Source organism: Rhizobium sp. SEMIA4064, from assembly GCF_003025035.1.
In the GTDB taxonomy this organism is placed as follows: Bacteria; Pseudomonadota; Alphaproteobacteria; order Rhizobiales; family Rhizobiaceae; genus Rhizobium; species Rhizobium paranaense.
Genome location: NZ_PYJN01000013.1, coordinates 613,357 through 630,052 on the forward strand (window position 1 = coordinate 613,357; position 16,696 = coordinate 630,052).

Here is a 16,696-nt window from a genome sequence, read left to right on the forward strand (position 1 = left end):
GATTGCGTGTTCGGTGATGAGGGTGTTCGGCTATGCCGCGGCGCCGCGAATTTGCGCTCGGACATGGGGCTAGCGCGGCAGGGATTGCCGACGAAGAGTTTCAGACAAAATTCCAAGCTCCTGTCGGTTTCACCCGAGGAGAAACGTCCTCGGATCGACAAACCCAAATCCAAGGAGAACATCATGCGCAGGATCATCGCAGCCACATTCGTCAGCCTCGACGGCGTCATGCAGGCGCCGGGCGCTCCGGAAGAAGATCCAACCGGCGGCGGATTCCAGTTCGGCGGCTGGACGTTCCACTATTTCGACGAAGCAACAGGTGCGGCCTTGGATCAGATATTCGACAAGCCGTTCGATCTGCTGCTTGGCCGCAAGACCTACGACATTTTTGCCGCACATTGGCCCTATGCCGGCGAAGACGATCCCATCGCCGTGTTGTTCAACAAGGTCACAAAATATGTTGCGACCCGCGGCGACACCGCACTTGACTGGAATAACAGTCGATCACTCGGCACTGACGTTCCGGCAGCGCTGACCGAGCTTAAGAAAGGCGAGGGGCCGGATCTTCTGATCCAGGGGAGCAGCGATCTCATTCAGACCTTGCTTCGCCACGGATTGATCGATGAATACACCGTGCTGATCTTCCCTCTGCTGCTCGGCAAGGGCAAAAAGCTTTTCGGCGAAGGAACGGTTCCGGCCGCGCTGAAACTCATCCGCTCCCAATCCTTTCCGAGCGGCGTCATCATGGCAACTTATCAGCCGGCCGGCGATATCAAGACCGGTTCCTTTGCCCTTAAGGACCCGTCCGAGGCCGAGCTTCGGCGCCGAGAAAGCTTGAAGTAGCCGGCCAATGACTCGGGATCCCGCCAGCCCTACGTCCGTCGGGCATGGCGGGGTGACCGGAATATTCGGCAACGACTGGAATGGCGTTTGATCCGGCACGCGACGGACGGCAAGGGGCGGATTTTGCCGTACTTCAGCCGGAAACATCGGTGATGACGATGCGGCCTGCCACTTCCACCGCATTTTCGCCAGCCACGGCATTGCGGTCGTCTTTCGCCTCTCGCAACCCGAACCATTCCGGAGAACATTTATGACAGACGCCGCAGCATCCTCGAAACTGCGCATCGCCTTGCTTTTCGGCGGGCGCTCCGCCGAGCACGCAGTCTCGGTGCTGTCTGGGACGAATGTCATGCGTGCTCTGCAGCCCGCCAAATATGATGCCGTGCCTATCTTCGTCACCCGCGAGGGCAAGTGGCTCTTGAGCTCCTTCGAAGACGGCAAACTATCGACGCCGGAGAGCGGGACGGAGGTTTGCCTTGTGCCCGGTGGACGCGGACGAATGATTGCGCTTCCGGCCGCCGACAGCGCCTACGAAATGCCGAAGATCGATATCCTGTTTCCTGTCCTGCATGGACCGCATGGCGAGGATGGTTCGGCCCAGGGACTTGCGGAAGTCGCCCGTGTGCCGCTGGTGGGCTGCGGCATTCTCGGCTCTGCCGCAGCTCTGGACAAGGACATCGCCAAGCGGCTCCTGAAGGAGGTGGGGCTGGCGACAGCGCATTCCGTCACCATTCTAGAAGACAGCCGGCCCTCCTTCGCTGATCTGGAACGCAGCCTCGGGCTACCCGTCTTCATCAAACCGGCGCGGCAGGGGTCCTCTGTTGGCGTCAGCAAGGTTACGACGGCCGGCGAGTATGAAGCGGCGCTGGTTGAAGGCTTCAAGCATGACCGCAAGCTGCTTGCGGAGGAGTTCATCCGCGGCCGCGAGATCGAGTGCAGTGTGCTCGAGGATACGGCAGGCAATCTCTTCGTTTCGCGTCCCGGCGAAATCGTGCCGGCGGAAAGCCACGGTTTCTACAGCTACGACGCAAAGTATATCGACGAGAAAGGTGCGGCTTTGAAAGTGCCGGCCGAGCTGCCGGAGGAGCTCGAGCGCCGGATCCGTGAGATGGCTGGCAGGGCTTTTCGGGCCGTTGGCTGCGATGGCATGGCGCGCGTTGATTTCTTCCTGACCGCGGACATGCAGTTTCTCATCAACGAGCTGAACACGATCCCTGGATTTACCGATATCAGCATGTATTCCAAAGCCATGGCAGCGAGCGGCGTCAGCTACGCTGAAACCATCGACCGGCTTGTGGCGCACGGGCTCGCACGCGCCGCTCGATAAGCATGGCGCCGTGCCGCCGCAAATCCTCTGAATTTCTTGCGGCGGTTGACAATCAATGGGCGAAAAAAGGCTCGAAATGCCTATCTTGGAGGGTAGGGGATCGGGTTCCCTCGTACAAATGTGCGGTCTTATATTGACTGTGGAACCCCTTCATTTCACTGCGCTTATGGCGCCCCGATAGGATCAACGCCGTACAATGAATGCACAACGGGCTGGGATATCTGGTTCTAGTTGTGTTATCCTCCAAATACCAAGGATCCATCTACCGTTGGCTGCAACTGGTCTGATGCCCCTTAAGGACCTTGGAAATACCTGGACGCATTAGGTCAAGCTGGGAGGAAACCGGGATGACCCATGATGCGCGTTTGACGCGTGAGCGCGACTTTCACAATGAACGCTTTGGTGCTGTTGAAGAACGCAAGCAGGACTCGTTCTATTTCGCCGCCCAGCCCGCTATGGACGCCTATTGGCGGCTGGCCAGGGCCGCTTGCCCGGGAAGAGAAGTACTGGAATACGGATGCTCAAACGGTATGAGCAGCATCGGTCTCGCTCGTTTCGCCAAGCGGATCACCGGTATCGACATTTCGGATGTCGCTGTTCAGCAGGCCACGAATGCGGCGGTTCGCCGTGGAATCAGCAACGTGACGTTCCAGGTCGACAATGCGGAGAACATGAATCTGCCATCAGCGGGTTTCGACGTCGTCTTCGGTAGCGGTATCCTGCACCATCTCGTCCTGGAAAAAGCGCTTGGCGAAGTCCGACGCGTGCTGCGCCCGGGCGGCAAGGCCTTCTTCTTTGAGCCACTCGGCCATAACCCTGTGATCAATCTCTATCGCAATTGGACGCCCACGGCGCGCACCGTCGACGAACACCCATTGTTGAAATCCGACTTCGAGATCGTGCGCAAACATTTCTCGAATTGCGATTTGGAATTCTTTGCGCTTGCTACGCTTGCCTCCATTCCGTTTCGCAGAAGCCCGCTCGGCGCCGCGATCCGGGCGGTCGGCAAGCAGATCGACATGCCGCTGCTGAAAATCCCCGGCGCCAAATGGCAGGCCTGGATTGTCGTTATGGCCTTGGAAGCATAAGCGGTCTGCCAAGCGACTGAAGTTCCGACCTGCCGTTACCGTAGCTGCTCAATCAATCTACGAACGTCCGGCGATCGGCGAGGGTTGGCTGCGAATAACATCAAGACATGCCAAAATCGCTAAAGTGAAGCCATTGAAATCATTGGCATGTCGCACTTGGAAATAGAATGTACCCCGCCACATCTGAAAGTCACATAAGATAGATTATGGAACTAAAATCCATGTGAAGGAGGCAAGCTAAGCTCGCCTCAAACCGCCTTTACGCGGATAATCTGGGCTCCAGTCTTCTCCGCCAAGGTTTTTGGATCGCAAGCAAAGATGCTGTCCGGCCGTCCTGCTGCGCACCACACTTGGTCGTAGCTCAACAGGCTTTCGTCGATAAAAACCGGTAGTTTCACACGATGGCCGATCGGTCCGACGCCGCCGATGGCGAAGCCGGTTTCGTCGCGAACCCGGTCGATGTCAGCGCGCTTCAGGCGCAGTCCGTAAGTGGTCGCGATATATGCTGTATCGGCATTGTGGGCGCCGGAAACAAGAAGCAGCGTCAGGCCGTGAGTCTCTGCATTGACGAAGACCAGCGATTTGACGATCTGGCCAACAGCGCAGCCGGCCGCATTGGCAGCTTCTTCCGCCGTGCGGGTCGATTGCTCCATGCGTTTGATGACGATGTCGAGGCCGAGATCGCGAGCTGCCAGTTCGACGCGCTCCAGGCTTGAAAGCTTCTTGCTGTCCTCGCTCATAGATCATCATCCTCCACATCGAGTTCGATCCGCATTTGATCGTAGGCCGGCTCGACATTGTCGGGTGTTTCAGCAAGCACGGTCGCATAGTCGAGCGGTGTGTGCATATGCGTCAGGATCGCGTGCCGTGGCTGCAGCCGTTCGATCCAGGCAAGCGATTGCTCCAGCGAGAGATGGCTCGGGTGTGGCCGGTATTGAAGCGCATCGATGATCAGGACGTCGAGGTTTTGAACTCTCTCGACAGATTCCGCCGGGAAGTCACTGATATCGCTACAATAAGCAAGGTTGCCGATGCGAAAGCCAAGCGAGTGGATGTCGCCGTGCTGCTGCTTGTGCGGCCAGAAGGTGATCGGGCCGCCCGGCCCTTCGACCGTGAAGCTTTTGTCCAGGCTTTCAATGATGATCGGCCGCACGATCGGCGGATAGTTGCTGCCTGGCGGCGTCTCCAGGCAATAGCCAAAACCCTCACTGATGCGGTCCATGGTCGGCTGATCGGCATAGATCGGAATGCGCTCATGAGAATTGTGGAAGAAGCCGCGCAGGTCGTCCAGGCCGTGGATATGGTCAGCGTGGGCGTGCGTATAGAGCACTGCGTCGATGGAGCCGACGCCGGCACGGATCATCTGCTCGCGAAAATCCGGCCCGGTATCGATGACGACAGTGGTAACGCCGCCATCCGGCGCGATCTGCTCAATCATGAAAGCAGCACGCGTACGCCGGTTTTTCGGATTCTTCGGATCGCAAGCGCCCCAATCGCCGGTGATGCGCGGCACGCCCGGCGACGACGAGCAGCCCAATATGGTGAAGCGCCGCCGATGGGTCACGCCGTCAGACCCTCGTCATCCGGGAGAAGCAGCGGAACGCATTCTCGGTGGTGACCGCAGCGATCTCGTCCATGCTGACGCCGATCGTATCCGCCAGCACCTCGGCTGTATTGACGACATAGGACGGCTCATTGCGCTTGCCGCGCCAGCGTTTGGGCGCGAGATACGGCGCATCGGTCTCGACCAGCAGCCGGTCATGCGGGATCGTCTTGGCGATCTCGCGCAACTCCTCGGATTTCGGGAAGGTGAGAATGCCGGAGAAGGAAATATAGCCGCCAAGCTCGACGCCGGTGCGGGCGAGGGCCGGGCCGGAGGAGAAACAATGCAGGATGAAGGGGAAGGCCCCCTTCCCTGTTTCGTCGGTCAGGATCGCGGCCATGTCCTCGTCGGCGCTGCGGCTGTGAATGACCAGCGGCAATTGCGTTTCGCGCGCAGCCGCGATGTGACGCAGGAAGCCGGTCTTCTGATCTTCCGGTTTCACGGTGTCGTAGAAATAGTCCAGCCCCGCCTCGCCAATCGCGATGATCTTCTCGTGCTGCTTGGCCAGCCGCACGAGATCTTCCGTCTGGATATCCAGCTCCTGATCGGCGCTGTTCGGATGCGTGCCGACCGAGCAGAAAACCGACGGATAGCGCTCGGTGAGTGCCAGCAATCCATCGAGCTTCCTGACCTTGGTCGAGATGGTGACCATCTGCTTGACGCCAACCTCATGGGCGCGCGCAACGATCGCGTCGCGTTCCTCCTCGAAGTCGGCAAAATCCAGATGGCAATGCGTATCGATCAGCATGGAAAACCTTATTCGGCAGTCGGCGCGACGTAGCGCGGGAAGACCGGTTTCGGGGCTTCTAGCGGCGTTCCGGCAACAAGACGTCCGGCCTCGCCGAGTGCGGCGAAATCGCGCTTATCGGCAGGAATGGCGATCAGATCCAGCAGCTTGGCCGAAGACTCTGGCATGAAGGACTGCAGGAGAATGCCGATCTGGCGCACGACATCGGCGGTGACGTAGAGCACGGTCGCCATGCGGGCCGGATCGGTCTTCTTCAGCGCCCACGGCTCCTGGCCAGCGAAATAGCGGTCGCTTTCGGAGACGACGGCGATGATCGAAGCCAGAGCGCGATGGATGAGCTGCTTGCCCATGTCTTCGCGGGTCGACGCCAGCAGTGCATCGGCCTGCGCCAGCAATGCCTTGTCCTCGTCGGTCAGCTCTCCGCATTCCGGGATCTTGCCGTCGCAATTCTTGACGATCATCGACAGCGAGCGGCTGGCGAGATTGCCGATACCGTTGGCGAGATCGGAGTTGATGCGCGTGCCGATCGCCTCTTCGCTGTAGCTGCCGTCCTGGCCGAAGGAAACTTCGCGCAGGAAGAAATAGCGCACCTGGTCGAGGCCGAAATGGTTCACCAGATTGACCGGATCGACGACATTGCCGAGCGACTTCGACATCTTCTCGCCCTTGTTGAGCAGGAAGCCATGGGCATAGACGCGCTTCGGTAGCGGCAGCTTCGCTGACATCAGGAAAGCCGGCCAGTAGACGGCGTGGAATCTGATGATGTCCTTGCCGATGATGTGAACATCGGCCGGCCAGTATTTCGCCCGCGGATTGTTCCGGTCCTCGATATAGCCGGTCGCCGTGATGTAGTTCGTCAGCGCATCGACCCAGACATACATGACGTGAGCCGGGTCGTTCGGGACCTTGATGCCCCAGTCGAACGTCGTACGCGAGATCGACAGGTCTTTGAGGCCTGATTTGACGAAAGAGATCACCTCATTGCGGCGTTCGGCCGGCCCGATGAAATCCGGGTTCTCCTCGTAGTGCTTCAGCAAGCGGTCCTGGTATTCCGAGAGCTTGAAGAAATAGCTTTCCTCCTGCACCCATTCGACCGGCGTGCCTTGAGGCCCATAGCGCACGCCGTCGGCGCGCAGCTCGGTTTCGTTTTCCTGGTAATAGGCTTCGTCCCGCACCGAATACCAGCCCGCATAGGAATCCTTGTAGATGTCGCCGGCGTCGGCCATCAGGTTCCAGATGTTCTGCGAGGTCTCGTGGTGGCGGGCCTGTGTGGTGCGGATGAAGTCGTCGTTGGACGCGTTCAGCAGCTTGCCCATCGCCTGGAATTCATCGGAATTGCGATCGGCTAGCTGCTGCGGCGTCAGGCCTTCGGCGCGCGCCGTCTGCTGCATCTTCTGGCCGTGTTCGTCCGTGCCGGTCAGGAAAAACACATCACGCCCGTCCAGCCGCTGGAAACGCGCCATGGCGTCGGTGGCAATCAGCTCGTAGGCATGGCCGATATGCGGCTTGCCGTTGGGGTAAGCGATCGCGGTGGTGATGTAGAACGGGGTCTTTTCGGTCATATCAGGCAATGGTCCGGTTTACGGTTTCGTCATTGTTATTCTTGCTCTCGCTCGCTTTAGCGCATGTTTGCCGGGAGCGAAACATCAAGTTTCGCGCACGCAGCATTCCTTGCTTTGTGGGCGTCTCTCGCTTGACTCGATCTCACCTCGGCTTTACCCCTTCAGAAAACCAAAGAGCAGGACAGGGGCCGTCGTGAATTCCATTTTCATTTTTAGCAGCCCGTCCAACGGCTTGAAAGGGCCGTGGCTTTGAGTTTTCCTGCGTCGTTCCAACCCCTCTATTCTTTTTCCGGCTTCTTCGTCGGCATGCTGGTGGGCATCACCGGTGTCGGCGGCGGGTCGTTGATGACGCCGTTGCTGGTCCTGTTGTTCGGCGTGCATCCGGCTACTGCCGTTGGAACCGATCTTCTTTATGCCGCGATCACCAAGACCGCCGGCACTGCGGTTCACGGCATTCACGGGCGGGTGAACTGGAAAGTAGTGGGCTTGCTCGCCTCGGGAAGCGTGCCCGCTGCGCTCGCGATGCTGTGGATCATGGCTGGCGTCAATCGCGAGAGCCCAGCGGTTGCCCATGCGATCACCGTGTCCCTGGGCTGTCTCCTGTTTCTGACGTCATTGATGCTGATCTTTCGCGGCCAGGTGCTGAGCGCTATCCGGAAATGGCGGGGCGAGCGCGGGACGCTGACGCCCCGCACCGTCGCGCTGCTGACGCTCGTCCTTGGTCTTATGCTCGGCACGCTCGTCACCATGACATCCGTCGGCGCCGGCGCGCTCGGCGTCACCGTGCTGCTGGTGCTCTATCCGCACCTCGATGTGCGCGAGATCGTCGGCTCGGACATCGTCCACGCCGTGCCGCTGACCTTGATCGGCGGCATGGGCTACTGGTTCATCGGCGAGATCAACTGGACGATGTTGTTCGCACTGCTGCTTGGCTCGATTCCCGGCATCGTCGCAGGCAGCCTGCTGGCGCCGCGCCTGCACGAGCGGCTGATCCGGATGGTTCTAGCCGTCACCTTGATGATCGTTGCCTGGAAACTACTCTTTCCTTAAGCGGAAAGCTGCTGCTTCAGATCGCCGAGAATAGTGATGATCGTTTGCTTGCGGTCGAGGTTATAAGCCTGTGATACGGTAAGCCGCTCGGTGACATCGGCATAGAGCCGGGCAAGTCTTTCGGCCACGGTGAGGTGTCCCTCCAGAGCAGCCGCCCTCGCCCGGGCCATGATGTCGTCGCCGATATGGGACACGAAGAAGCCGAAGATCGTGTCGCTTTCCTTCGCCGAAAGGGCGTCGGCGAGGCGATGCATTGCCCGGCGTGCCGCAGGACCATCCGTCGAGATGACCTGCTCATAGGCCGCGACGATCTCGCCGCCGCCATAGTTCAGCAATTTCAGGGCTTCGCTGACGCTCCCCTTGGCCGCAGCAAGCAAATCCGCGCCCTGCCCCGGTGACAAGCCAATACCGAGATGTGCCAGCGCCTTCCCCAAAGCATCGTCGCTCAGCGGCGCCAGTTTTAGCGGTAGGCAGCGCGAGCGGATGGTCGGCAGCAGCTTGCCCGGCGCATGCGACAGTACCAGGAACAGCGCCCGCTTCGGCGGCTCCTCGAGGATCTTCAAGATGGCATTGGCAGCGCTGCGATTGAGATCGTCGGCCGGATCGATGATGACGATGCGCCAATTGCCGGTGCCGGAGGTCTGTGAAAAGAACTTGCCGGCACGGCGCACCTCATCAACGGTGATCGCGGACTTTACCTTGCCGGTCTTGTCGTCGACCGGACGGGCAAGATGCAGCAGGTTGTGCGAGGCTCCGCCGGAAATCTGCCGGCTGATAGCGGAAGCCGGGTCTGGGTCGCCGATCGTCTCGGGCGCCGTGGCAGGATCGGGGTAAGACAGGACATGATTGGCAAAGCGAAAGGCGAGCGTTGCCTTGCCGATGCCTTCCGATCCCTCGATCAGAACGGCATGGTGACCCTTGCCCGAGCGATAGGATTGCGCCAGGAAGGCTTCGGCCTCCTCATGGCCGAAGAGACGCGTGTTATCCTGCGGCGCAATCGCACCGTCGAGAACGCCTGGCCGCTCTTCGCTCATTGCGCCACTTCCGGTCTGACGGCTGGCATACCGTCTGCTGATGTCAGCCGCTCTTCGACGATGCTGGCAATTTCATCGGCAATGTCATTTTCGGAGCGCTGCGCATCGATGACGTGACAGCGGCCGGGGTCGCGCGCTGCTATGTCGAGAAAGGCCTCGCGGCGCTTCTCATGCGTCTGCATTTCCTCTTTCTCGAAACGATCCGGTGCAGCGCTTGCCGAAGCACGCTTGCGGGCACGCTCCAGGCCGATCTTGGCGGGAATATCAAGGATCAGCGTGCAGTCCGGCACCACGCCGTTGACCGCGACGCGTTGCAGAGCCTCGATGAAATCAGGTTCGAGATTGCCGGTAACGCCTTGATAGACGCGCGAGGAATCCATGAAGCGATCGCAAAGTACGATCGTACCGCGCGCGAGCGCAGGGCGGATGACCTCTTCGACGTGATCGTTGCGCGCGGCGGCAAACAGGATCGCCTCCATGCGCGTGCCGAACATTTCCGCTGCACCCGAAAGCAGGACATGCCGCACCGCCTCCGCACCCGGCGAGCCGCCCGGTTCCCGCGTCACCAGCACGTCATGACCGAGCCCGCGCAACCGTTCCGCCAGGCGGCGAATCTGGGTCGATTTGCCTGCCCCTTCCCCGCCTTCAAAGCTCACGAACAATCCGGTTGCATCAGCCAATGATCATGTCCTGCACTTGTTTTCCGCATTTTTGCCGTAGCGTGACCTGTGCCCTGTTTAACCCAAGATGTTCGCCGGCGAAACCACGCAAACTATCCGAGCCTGACATTCTATATAGGCTGTAAACAAGGGATTTCACAGGACGGGAAACAATCAAGTCGGCGTCGGCGTGTCCCAAAGCCAGGAGAACAGCAGCGATTCCGTCAGCTCCATGAAGGCATCGAAGGCGCGGCTGCTGAGCGTCCCCTGGGCGACTGCATCTTTTGTATAGAGCGGCAATTCGCGCAACAGCCGCGCGCCGGAAAAGACGCGAAGCGTGCCCGCTTCGTAGCCGGCTGCGACGGGCGCCGTCAGCGGCCAGCGATAGACGATGCGGGCCGACAGGCGGTCGGGATTGTTGAGCGGCACATAGACATCGACCGGGACCTTGGCGAGCAGGCCGACCGTCGACTGCGCGCCACCATAGACGCTGGCATCGCCGATCACCTCGCCATCGGCAAAGATGCGCTGGCTCTTGAAGTTGCTGAGGCCCCATTCCAGCACGCGGCGGGTTTCCTCGGTGCGTTCCTTGTCCGATTTCAGGCCGCCAAGCGCCAGGAACAGCCGCCGGCCGTCGCGCTGGATGGAAGCGACGATCGAATAGCCCTCGCCCTCCGTAAAGCCGGTGCCGAGGCCGTCGACGCCGATATTCAGCAAGAGCAGCGGATTGCGGTTGCGCTGGTAGATCCTGTTCCAGGTAAAATCCGCCTGGCCGAGGTATTTGTAGAGATCGGCGTGTTTCTGCTGCAGGTCCTGCGCCAGCGTCACCAGTTCGTGTACGGAGACCTTGCTGCCGCCATTGGGATCGTCAGGATCCGGAAGACCGGTGGAATTGGTGAAGACCGCTTTCGGCATGCCGATCTCGCGCGCATGCGCCGTCATGCGCCGGGCGAATTCCGTTTCATTCACGGAAATGCCTTCGGCAAGGATCATGCAGCCGTCATTGGCCTGCTGCACGGCGACACCCTGGATCAGGTCGCCGACACGCACGCGCGATTTCAGCGCTGCGAACATGGTCGATGCGCGCGACGGTGCGCCACCCTTGCGCCAGGCATTTTCGGAAACGGGATATTCCGTATCGAGCGAAATCTCCCCTCGCCCGACAGCATCGAAGATAACATCGAGGGTCATCAGCTTGGCAAGCGAGGCCGGGGAAATCGGTTGATTCTCATCCTTGGCGAGCAGGATCGTGCCGGTGGAGGCTTCGATCATGAAGGCCTGTGCGGCCTTGGTGTCGAAAGCGGGCGCCGGTGCCTGTTGCGCGACGGCTGGCAGGCACTCAATTCCGATAAGGAAGAAGGAAAACGCGAAAAAGAGGCGTCTTAGCATGCCGGCTCCCCAATCCGATCGACCCCAAAATCATATTAGCCAGGGGTGAAGATTCAGGCAATGACGCCGATCATTCGACTTGCGTTTGAGCTTGATGCTGACGGTGATAGGCGGAGAGGATCGATTCCTGCGTCAGCCCGTCATTGCGCACCATGACAGCATCGAAAGCGAGATCGACATAGACTGTCTTGACCGGTGCGTCCTGATAGGCAGCGAGTGACGACGGCGCATCGAGGCTCGCCATGCCCGGTGCGAAATCCGGACGCTCATAGGGAACGGGGCCGATCTGCGGCAGAACGACCATCGTCGGCTCGACGGGATCAACCGACGGCATGGCGCCGCCGTTCCAGGTCATCGGCGGCGGATTGTTGCGCTTGTTACCGTTGTAGGAGGTCGGCGTCGAGCCGGCAAAGGCGGTCGCGGAATAAGGCGACTGCCGCAGGATCGGCGCGAGCGATGGCGCGGTGTTGAAGCTGCGCTGCTGGCGGTTCGGTCGGCGGACACTATCGGAATCAGGCAGTTGATCGGCGGTAATGCCGCCATTCGAAGCGACCATCACGCCCGTTGCGATCTGGCCGCCGGGATTGATGCTCGGCAGGCGCGAGCCCTTCGGAATGTAGGAGGCCATCAGATAGGGGTCGTCATGGCCGTCCATGCGGGCGCGGCCGACATATTGCACGCGCACGTCGCCGGTGCCGCTGTGTTGAAGGTCGAGCATCTGCGCCGTCTTATTGGAAAGATCGATGATGCGGCCAGGATGATAAGGCCCGCGATCGTTCACACGCACGATGATGGAGGAACCGGTTTCGACGTTGGTGACGCGCGCATAGCTCGGCAGCGGAAAGGTCGGATGCGCGGCGGTGAGCGCCTGCTGGTCGTAGACCTCGCCGTTTGCGGTCAGGCGTCCGTGAAAGGCCGAGCCATACCAGGAAGCGATACCGACCTTGTTATAGGCATAGTCTTCCTTGGGATAATACCACTGGCCCTTGACCTGGTAGGGATTGCCGACCATGAACCGGCCGCCGCCCTTCGGGATCGGTCCGTTGAAGGCAACCCGCGGGCTCGCCTTAACGCCGTATTCTTTTTCAGAGAAATATTCTTTGCCGTGCTGACGCTTCGTCGCAACCTGCTGGGAGGTTCCGCAGGCGGAAACGGTGGCGCACATCAGAGAGAGAGCAAACCAACGCATACCCGTTGCGTATGTCACCGCACGATTCTCGAATTTCATCTGTCCCACGCCGTTAATCAAATTACTATGGCAAGGCATGCACCGGCATATCCCTCAACCGGTTTCCTGCTACGCCTCAATCACCTAACGGTACTTTAATCATGATTGCATGTTGTCGAATTTGCGATCGGATTTAAGCGGAAACGGATATTTCTGAAGATTATGGTTAATGAATGACTAAAATTGGCTAAGCTGAAGTAGTGGCGCTGAGTGTATTTCCAGTCCACTGATGGCTTCCCCGGATCGCGACAGACGCGATCGGATTGCTATTGCACTCGGCATATTTGGGGGCAGTTCTTTCAGGCGCCTGTCTCAAGACGCATCAGTATTTTGTCGTGATAGATATCGCCAACTATCAGTGTGGCATCGCGCCGATAGCATGCCGCAGCTTGTCCGGATTGCGCGTGCAGTAGATGGCAACGACCTTTTTCTGCTCTATGTGCAGCGCGGTCGTCTGCACGACATTGCCGCCTTCCACCGTTACGAAACCTGGTAAGCCATCGATGACGGTATAGTGGATCAGTTGTGAGGGTTGCGCCCGGAAAATTCGTGCCAACTGCTCATGAAGCAGCATGACGGCTGTGAGCCCGATGTGTGGCCGCCGCGACGTCGCCACCTTGCCGCCACCGTCGGCATAGACAACGACATCCTCGGAAAGCAAGGCTTGAAGGGCTGCCATGTCTCCCGTTCTCGACGCAGTGAAGAAGGCGGTGGCAAGCTTGAGCCCCTGCTCCTTGTCGACGGCAAAACGAGGCCGGGCCTCAGCGACATGCGCCCTCGCCCGGCTTGCAAGCTTGCGGCAAGTGGCAGCTTCGCGACCGATTGCTGAGGAGACGTCGTCGAAATCCATGCCGAACACGTCATGCAGGAGAAAGGCGGCACGCTCCAGAGGTGAAAGACGCTCCAGCGCTAGCATCAGGGGCAAGGTTATGTCATCGGCCGCATCGCCGTCCTCCGGATCGAAGATCGGTTCGGGCAGCCAGGACCCCACATAGGACTCCCGGCGACGGCGAGCGGATTTCAACTCGTTCAGACAAAGCCTGGTGACGATGGTCCGAAGGAATGCCGCCGGTTCGCGAACGGAGGCATGATCGGTCCCAAGCCAGCGCAGCCAAGCATTCTGCACGATATCCTCCGCGTCCGCGACGGATCCGAGCATCCTATAGGCAAGCCGGACGAGGCGCGGGCGCTGTTCGGAAAAGATCGGATCGGAAGGCGCCTCAGTCATGGGCGGCAAGAGCGTATTGGAGCGGGGCGGCTTGGCGGCCACGAACGAACTGCAGCGTCGTCACAACGCCACACGCCGCCCAAGATAGCGCGCAGTCGCGAGATCGGATGCTGGCGGCGCGGTCTCCGGGCCTTCATCCGTGTTCGCCTGTGCCGCCGCACCGAGCCAGAAACCGAGACGGTTCATGTCCTCTTCGGAGCCGGTTGAGGAGCAGTTCGCCGGCGGAAGATCGAGGCCGACCCAATGCATTCCGTGCTGCGCCGCAAAGATCATCATCTGAATCAACGTCGAAAGCTTGTCACCGGATCGTGACCCGGAGGTGGTGAAGCCAGCCGCGATCTTGTCCTTCCACAGATAGCCGCTGGCGAGAACGGCATGCGATGTTGCCTCCTGGAAAGCTTTGAACGACGCGGAGACTGAGCCCATATAGGTCGGCGACCCAAAGATGATCGCCTGCGCCGCATTGAGATCATCCCAGTGGCGCTCCACCTTGTCCACACTCAGCAGAAGGGCCTCCATCCCCTCGACCTGCTCAACACCCGCCGTCACGGCTTCGGCCTGACGGCCCGTATGCCCGTAGCCGCTATGATAGACGATTGCGATACGCTGGCGGATCATTGTTTTCTCCTTCGAAAATGGTGTTGCGAAGGACATGACAAGGTAGGGGGCTGATTGTGACATGGTCAGGTGTTTTTTGACGGTCGTCGGCTGTCCTCATCATGACACCTTGGATTCTCTGTTCGCATGTTTTGCCGGGAATGCAGGCTGATGCAGCCGAACAAGTTGACGCGGCGTTGCAAGTCGCTATAAGCGCAAATCGGAAACTGAAGTAGCTGCGACGCGCGTAATCAATCACGGCGGCAGCACTTGATATTAGAAGAATAAAATCCTTTAATATCAAACTGATGGAAGAGTGTCCGAGTGGTTTAAGGAACCGGTCTTGAAAACCGGCGTGCGGGAAACCGTACCGTGGGTTCGAATCCCACCTCTTCCGCCAAAAGCCCAATCTATCAATCGTGGATCACGAGGCATCTTACTTATCCGGTTGGGCCGGTTTCAGATGCCTAGTTTGGCTGGGGCTTTGACAGCCATACACATTTATTATTTTGCATTGAACTGCTTTTGGAACGTCGTGAGCGCATCGCGATTTTGGTTGCTCAACTGAACGCTCTGATCACTTTTCTTAAGGAGATCTTCAAAAAATGTAGGTTGGCTGTATTTTCCCCAGTCGAATTTTACTGGTGGCTTAGCTCCCCCGTCTTGGGGGGCTGGATTTTGCGACGTCTGACCACCCGCTTCCAGCCTATTAAGTCGCTCATTTGCAACTTTTAAGGCTTCCGTGGTCTGCTTTATCGTTTCATTAGCTTGTATGTTGTCCTCAGCCAATTTTTTAACTTGACTAGCAAGATCAGCAGTCTCATCGCGCCGGGTATATTTGAGGCCACCATTAGACCATTCAAAATTGGAGACTGATGGAAGAAGCATCAGCGCAGCGCCCGCAGCCAGCACCATAGCGTGGCCGGAAGAAACTTCTCTACCTTGAAAGATCAAAATAAGCGTGATCGCTACGATGACTATGCCTGACAATGAGGCAATATTATCAGATGTGAAGATGCCCATCACGACTACTCCCCCAAAGTTGTGAACATAGATAATGCCTCAACGATAGGAAAAGTAAATTGGTGGAGTACCAGCTCAAATTCCGCACATTTTCCATATGGCGTAACGGAAACCGGCAGGCTTGATGAAGTGAGTTTCTTTCCACTACTGAGCAATTTTTGGCCCGTCGCCAGCATTTTCCCTGCACGCGTTGGCGCGTCTAAGGTGTTGACGCTCAAGCAGAAGAACTCTGCGTCCAACGAATTCGCTCACGCAGATGGTGCCGCTATCTCCTTGGTTCGCCGCCGGGCGCATAGTGAGATTTCTGCTTGAACGGGAAGACGCTGCCACAGCGGCAGCGGATCATGTATTTCGCCGGATCGTTCGATTTGCGTTCGTCGGAAAAGCCCGACGGCATTTCGTCCACGAGAAAACCGGGGTTCTCGCGGCGGGGATTGTCATCCTCCGAGACCTCGGCAAAGCCGTTATTGCCACAACGAGAGCATTCGAGCTTTCTTGAATATCGATCCCGCGCAGCCATTTTCTTCCAGTCCGAGTCTCACACGCCCCTTCCCTATCAGAGAACATTTCGTTTCTGAACCCGCATAAAGAAATGATACAGATCGATGCGATGAAACCCATCCGGCCATGATCTCCGCGACAAAATTCCCGAGATGTGAGAGCCTTGCACACAAGACTCGGCATCGAATAACCAACGGACGCCGCCCTCGCCTATGACGCCCAGCGATCAGCCCCTATCAATCGGCCCCAAGCCTCTGACTGGCCCTGCCCTCACAGCCTTCTTTTCCCGCGACGCAACTATCATTGCGTCCGAGCTGATCGGCACTCGTCTCACCGTTGCCGGCGCCGGCGGTCGCATCGTCGAGACAGAGGCCTATCGGCCTGATGACGAGGCATCCCATAGCTTTCGCGGGCCGACGGCGCGCACGGCGGCGATGTTCGGTCCGGCGGGGCGTGTCTATATCTACCGGTCATACGGCATTCACTGGTGCCTGAATTTCGTCTGCGCAGGTGCCAGCGCCGTACTCATCCGTGCGTTGGAGCCGGAGAGCGGCATTGAGGACATGGTCCGGCGGCGCGGTGTTGCCGACTTCGTCGATCTCTGCAACGGGCCGGGAAAGCTGACGCAGGCCTTGGGCGTGGATATCAGCCTGAACGGGCTGGCGCTGGATGCGGCACCCTTCGAATTCGCCTTGGCCGAACCGATACCGGTGGTGGCCGGCAAGCGGATCGGGATTACGAAAAACATCGAGCCGCTATGGCGCTTCGGCGCCGCCGGCTCGCGCTTCGTTAGCCGCCGCTTTCCTTAAAAAAGAA

Annotated in this window: 16 protein-coding genes, 1 tRNA gene and 1 pseudogene; 6 read left to right on the top strand and 12 right to left on the bottom strand. The window is 59.0% G+C overall.

Translation table 11 applies throughout. The annotated features are described in order from the left end of the window. Window positions 1–183 precede the first annotated feature (183 nt). The 3 genes from C9E91_RS09510 (at window position 184) to C9E91_RS09520 (ending at window position 3,258) form a co-directional block, all read left to right on the top strand. On the top strand, window positions 184–843 hold the full coding sequence (locus C9E91_RS09510) for a dihydrofolate reductase family protein (RefSeq protein ID WP_107108018.1): 660 nt from the start codon (window positions 184–186) through the stop codon (window positions 841–843). 250 nt (window positions 844–1,093) lie between these two features. Continuing rightward, window positions 1,094–2,170 carry a D-alanine--D-alanine ligase family protein gene (locus C9E91_RS09515; RefSeq protein ID WP_107108019.1) on the top strand — a complete coding sequence of 359 codons (1,077 nt, stop codon included), beginning with the start codon at window positions 1,094–1,096 and terminating at the stop codon, window positions 2,168–2,170. A 347-nt stretch (window positions 2,171–2,517) separates the two neighbouring features. Further along, complete coding sequence (locus C9E91_RS09520; RefSeq protein WP_107108020.1) at window positions 2,518–3,258, top strand: class I SAM-dependent methyltransferase; 741 nt, start codon at window positions 2,518–2,520, stop codon at window positions 3,256–3,258. A 248-nt stretch (window positions 3,259–3,506) separates the two neighbouring features. Here the strand turns inward: C9E91_RS09520 and C9E91_RS09525 are convergent, their stop codons facing one another. The 4 genes from C9E91_RS09525 to metG are packed head-to-tail and all read right to left on the bottom strand — an operon-like array spanning window position 3,507 to window position 7,171. Next, window positions 3,507–3,998: a YbaK/EbsC family protein gene (locus tag C9E91_RS09525; protein WP_107108021.1), complete on the bottom strand. Its 492-nt coding sequence runs from the start codon at window positions 3,996–3,998 to the stop codon at window positions 3,507–3,509. After that, the gene (locus C9E91_RS09530) at window positions 3,995–4,822 is read right to left on the bottom strand and encodes an MBL fold metallo-hydrolase (protein WP_107108022.1); all 828 of its coding nucleotides are present in this window, start codon (window positions 4,820–4,822) and stop codon (window positions 3,995–3,997) included. The genes C9E91_RS09525 and C9E91_RS09530 overlap by 4 nt, the downstream gene beginning before the upstream one ends. A 4-nt stretch (window positions 4,823–4,826) precedes the next feature. Next, window positions 4,827–5,609, bottom strand: coding sequence for a TatD family hydrolase (locus tag C9E91_RS09535; RefSeq protein ID WP_107108023.1), 783 nt, complete (start codon window positions 5,607–5,609; stop codon window positions 4,827–4,829). An 8-nt stretch (window positions 5,610–5,617) separates the two neighbouring features. Beyond that, window positions 5,618–7,171 carry a methionine--tRNA ligase gene (gene metG, locus C9E91_RS09540; RefSeq protein ID WP_107108024.1) on the bottom strand — a complete coding sequence of 518 codons (1,554 nt, stop codon included), beginning with the start codon at window positions 7,169–7,171 and terminating at the stop codon, window positions 5,618–5,620. Between the two features lie 306 nt (window positions 7,172–7,477). On the opposite strand from metG, the gene C9E91_RS09545 reads away from it, so the two are divergent. Continuing rightward, the gene (locus tag C9E91_RS09545) at window positions 7,478–8,221 is read left to right on the top strand and encodes a sulfite exporter TauE/SafE family protein (protein WP_414124012.1); all 744 of its coding nucleotides are present in this window, start codon (window positions 7,478–7,480) and stop codon (window positions 8,219–8,221) included. On the opposite strand, the gene C9E91_RS09550 is transcribed toward C9E91_RS09545, so the two are convergent. From C9E91_RS09550 to C9E91_RS09575, 6 genes and pseudogenes are all read right to left on the bottom strand, one after another. Continuing rightward, window positions 8,218–9,255: a DNA polymerase III subunit delta' gene (locus C9E91_RS09550; protein WP_107108025.1), complete on the bottom strand. Its 1,038-nt coding sequence runs from the start codon at window positions 9,253–9,255 to the stop codon at window positions 8,218–8,220. The two genes, C9E91_RS09545 and C9E91_RS09550, sit on opposite strands and share 4 nt — an antisense overlap. Further along, complete coding sequence (gene tmk / locus C9E91_RS09555) at window positions 9,252–9,935, bottom strand: dTMP kinase (RefSeq protein ID WP_107108026.1); 684 nt, start codon at window positions 9,933–9,935, stop codon at window positions 9,252–9,254. The genes C9E91_RS09550 and tmk overlap by 4 nt, the downstream gene beginning before the upstream one ends. Before the next feature lie 153 nt (window positions 9,936–10,088). After that, window positions 10,089–11,303 (bottom strand): D-alanyl-D-alanine carboxypeptidase family protein, encoded by a 1,215-nt coding sequence (locus tag C9E91_RS09560; RefSeq protein WP_107108027.1) that lies wholly within the window; start codon window positions 11,301–11,303, stop codon window positions 10,089–10,091. Window positions 11,304–11,373: 70 nt separating this feature from the next. Continuing rightward, the gene (locus C9E91_RS09565) at window positions 11,374–12,531 is read right to left on the bottom strand and encodes a septal ring lytic transglycosylase RlpA family protein (protein WP_107108028.1); all 1,158 of its coding nucleotides are present in this window, start codon (window positions 12,529–12,531) and stop codon (window positions 11,374–11,376) included. A gap of 355 nt (window positions 12,532–12,886) precedes the next feature. After that, a complete protein-coding gene (locus C9E91_RS09570; protein ID WP_107108149.1) occupies window positions 12,887–13,759 on the bottom strand; it encodes a sigma-70 family RNA polymerase sigma factor in 873 nt (290 codons plus the stop codon). After that, window positions 13,752–14,377 (bottom strand): annotated as a pseudogene (locus C9E91_RS09575) (flavodoxin family protein). Before C9E91_RS09575 ends, C9E91_RS09570 begins: the two are co-directional and overlap by 8 nt. A 289-nt stretch (window positions 14,378–14,666) precedes the next feature. Here C9E91_RS09575 and C9E91_RS09580 point away from each other — a divergent pair. After that, a tRNA-Ser gene (locus C9E91_RS09580) sits at window positions 14,667–14,756 on the top strand. 104 nt (window positions 14,757–14,860) lie between these two features. Here the strand turns inward: C9E91_RS09580 and C9E91_RS09585 are convergent. Beyond that, a complete protein-coding gene (locus C9E91_RS09585; protein WP_107108030.1) occupies window positions 14,861–15,379 on the bottom strand; it encodes a hypothetical protein in 519 nt (172 codons plus the stop codon). 265 nt (window positions 15,380–15,644) lie between these two features. Further along, a complete protein-coding gene (locus C9E91_RS09590; RefSeq protein ID WP_107108031.1) occupies window positions 15,645–15,899 on the bottom strand; it encodes a hypothetical protein in 255 nt (84 codons plus the stop codon). 193 nt (window positions 15,900–16,092) lie between these two features. Here C9E91_RS09590 and C9E91_RS09595 point away from each other — a divergent pair, with 193 nt between their 5' ends. After that, complete coding sequence (locus C9E91_RS09595; RefSeq protein ID WP_107108032.1) at window positions 16,093–16,689, top strand: DNA-3-methyladenine glycosylase; 597 nt, start codon at window positions 16,093–16,095, stop codon at window positions 16,687–16,689. Window positions 16,690–16,696 lie beyond the last annotated feature (7 nt).

What these genes read in the sequence shown, in the direction of transcription:
- C9E91_RS09510 (WP_107108018.1), top strand. Translation starts at nt 184, where the DNA reads ATGCGCAGGATCATCGCAGCCACATTCGTCAGCCTCGACGGCGTCATG.
- C9E91_RS09515 (WP_107108019.1), top strand. Translation starts at nt 1,094, where the DNA reads ATGACAGACGCCGCAGCATCCTCGAAACTGCGCATCGCCTTGCTTTTC.
- C9E91_RS09520 (WP_107108020.1), top strand. Translation starts at nt 2,518, where the DNA reads ATGACCCATGATGCGCGTTTGACGCGTGAGCGCGACTTTCACAATGAA.
- C9E91_RS09525 (WP_107108021.1), bottom strand. Translation starts at nt 3,998, where the DNA reads ATGAGCGAGGACAGCAAGAAGCTTTCAAGCCTGGAGCGCGTCGAACTG.
- C9E91_RS09535 (WP_107108023.1), bottom strand. Translation starts at nt 5,609, where the DNA reads ATGCTGATCGATACGCATTGCCATCTGGATTTTGCCGACTTCGAGGAG.
- metG (WP_107108024.1), bottom strand. Translation starts at nt 7,171, where the DNA reads ATGACCGAAAAGACCCCGTTCTACATCACCACCGCGATCGCTTACCCC.
- C9E91_RS09545 (WP_414124012.1), top strand. Translation starts at nt 7,478, where the DNA reads ATGCTGGTGGGCATCACCGGTGTCGGCGGCGGGTCGTTGATGACGCCG.
- C9E91_RS09550 (WP_107108025.1), bottom strand. Translation starts at nt 9,255, where the DNA reads ATGAGCGAAGAGCGGCCAGGCGTTCTCGACGGTGCGATTGCGCCGCAG.
- C9E91_RS09560 (WP_107108027.1), bottom strand. Translation starts at nt 11,303, where the DNA reads ATGCTAAGACGCCTCTTTTTCGCGTTTTCCTTCTTCCTTATCGGAATT.
- C9E91_RS09565 (WP_107108028.1), bottom strand. Translation starts at nt 12,531, where the DNA reads ATGAAATTCGAGAATCGTGCGGTGACATACGCAACGGGTATGCGTTGG.
- C9E91_RS09570 (WP_107108149.1), bottom strand. Translation starts at nt 13,759, where the DNA reads ATGACTGAGGCGCCTTCCGATCCGATCTTTTCCGAACAGCGCCCGCGC.
- C9E91_RS09585 (WP_107108030.1), bottom strand. Translation starts at nt 15,379, where the DNA reads ATGGGCATCTTCACATCTGATAATATTGCCTCATTGTCAGGCATAGTC.
- C9E91_RS09590 (WP_107108031.1), bottom strand. Translation starts at nt 15,899, where the DNA reads ATGGCTGCGCGGGATCGATATTCAAGAAAGCTCGAATGCTCTCGTTGT.
- C9E91_RS09595 (WP_107108032.1), top strand. Translation starts at nt 16,093, where the DNA reads ATGACGCCCAGCGATCAGCCCCTATCAATCGGCCCCAAGCCTCTGACT.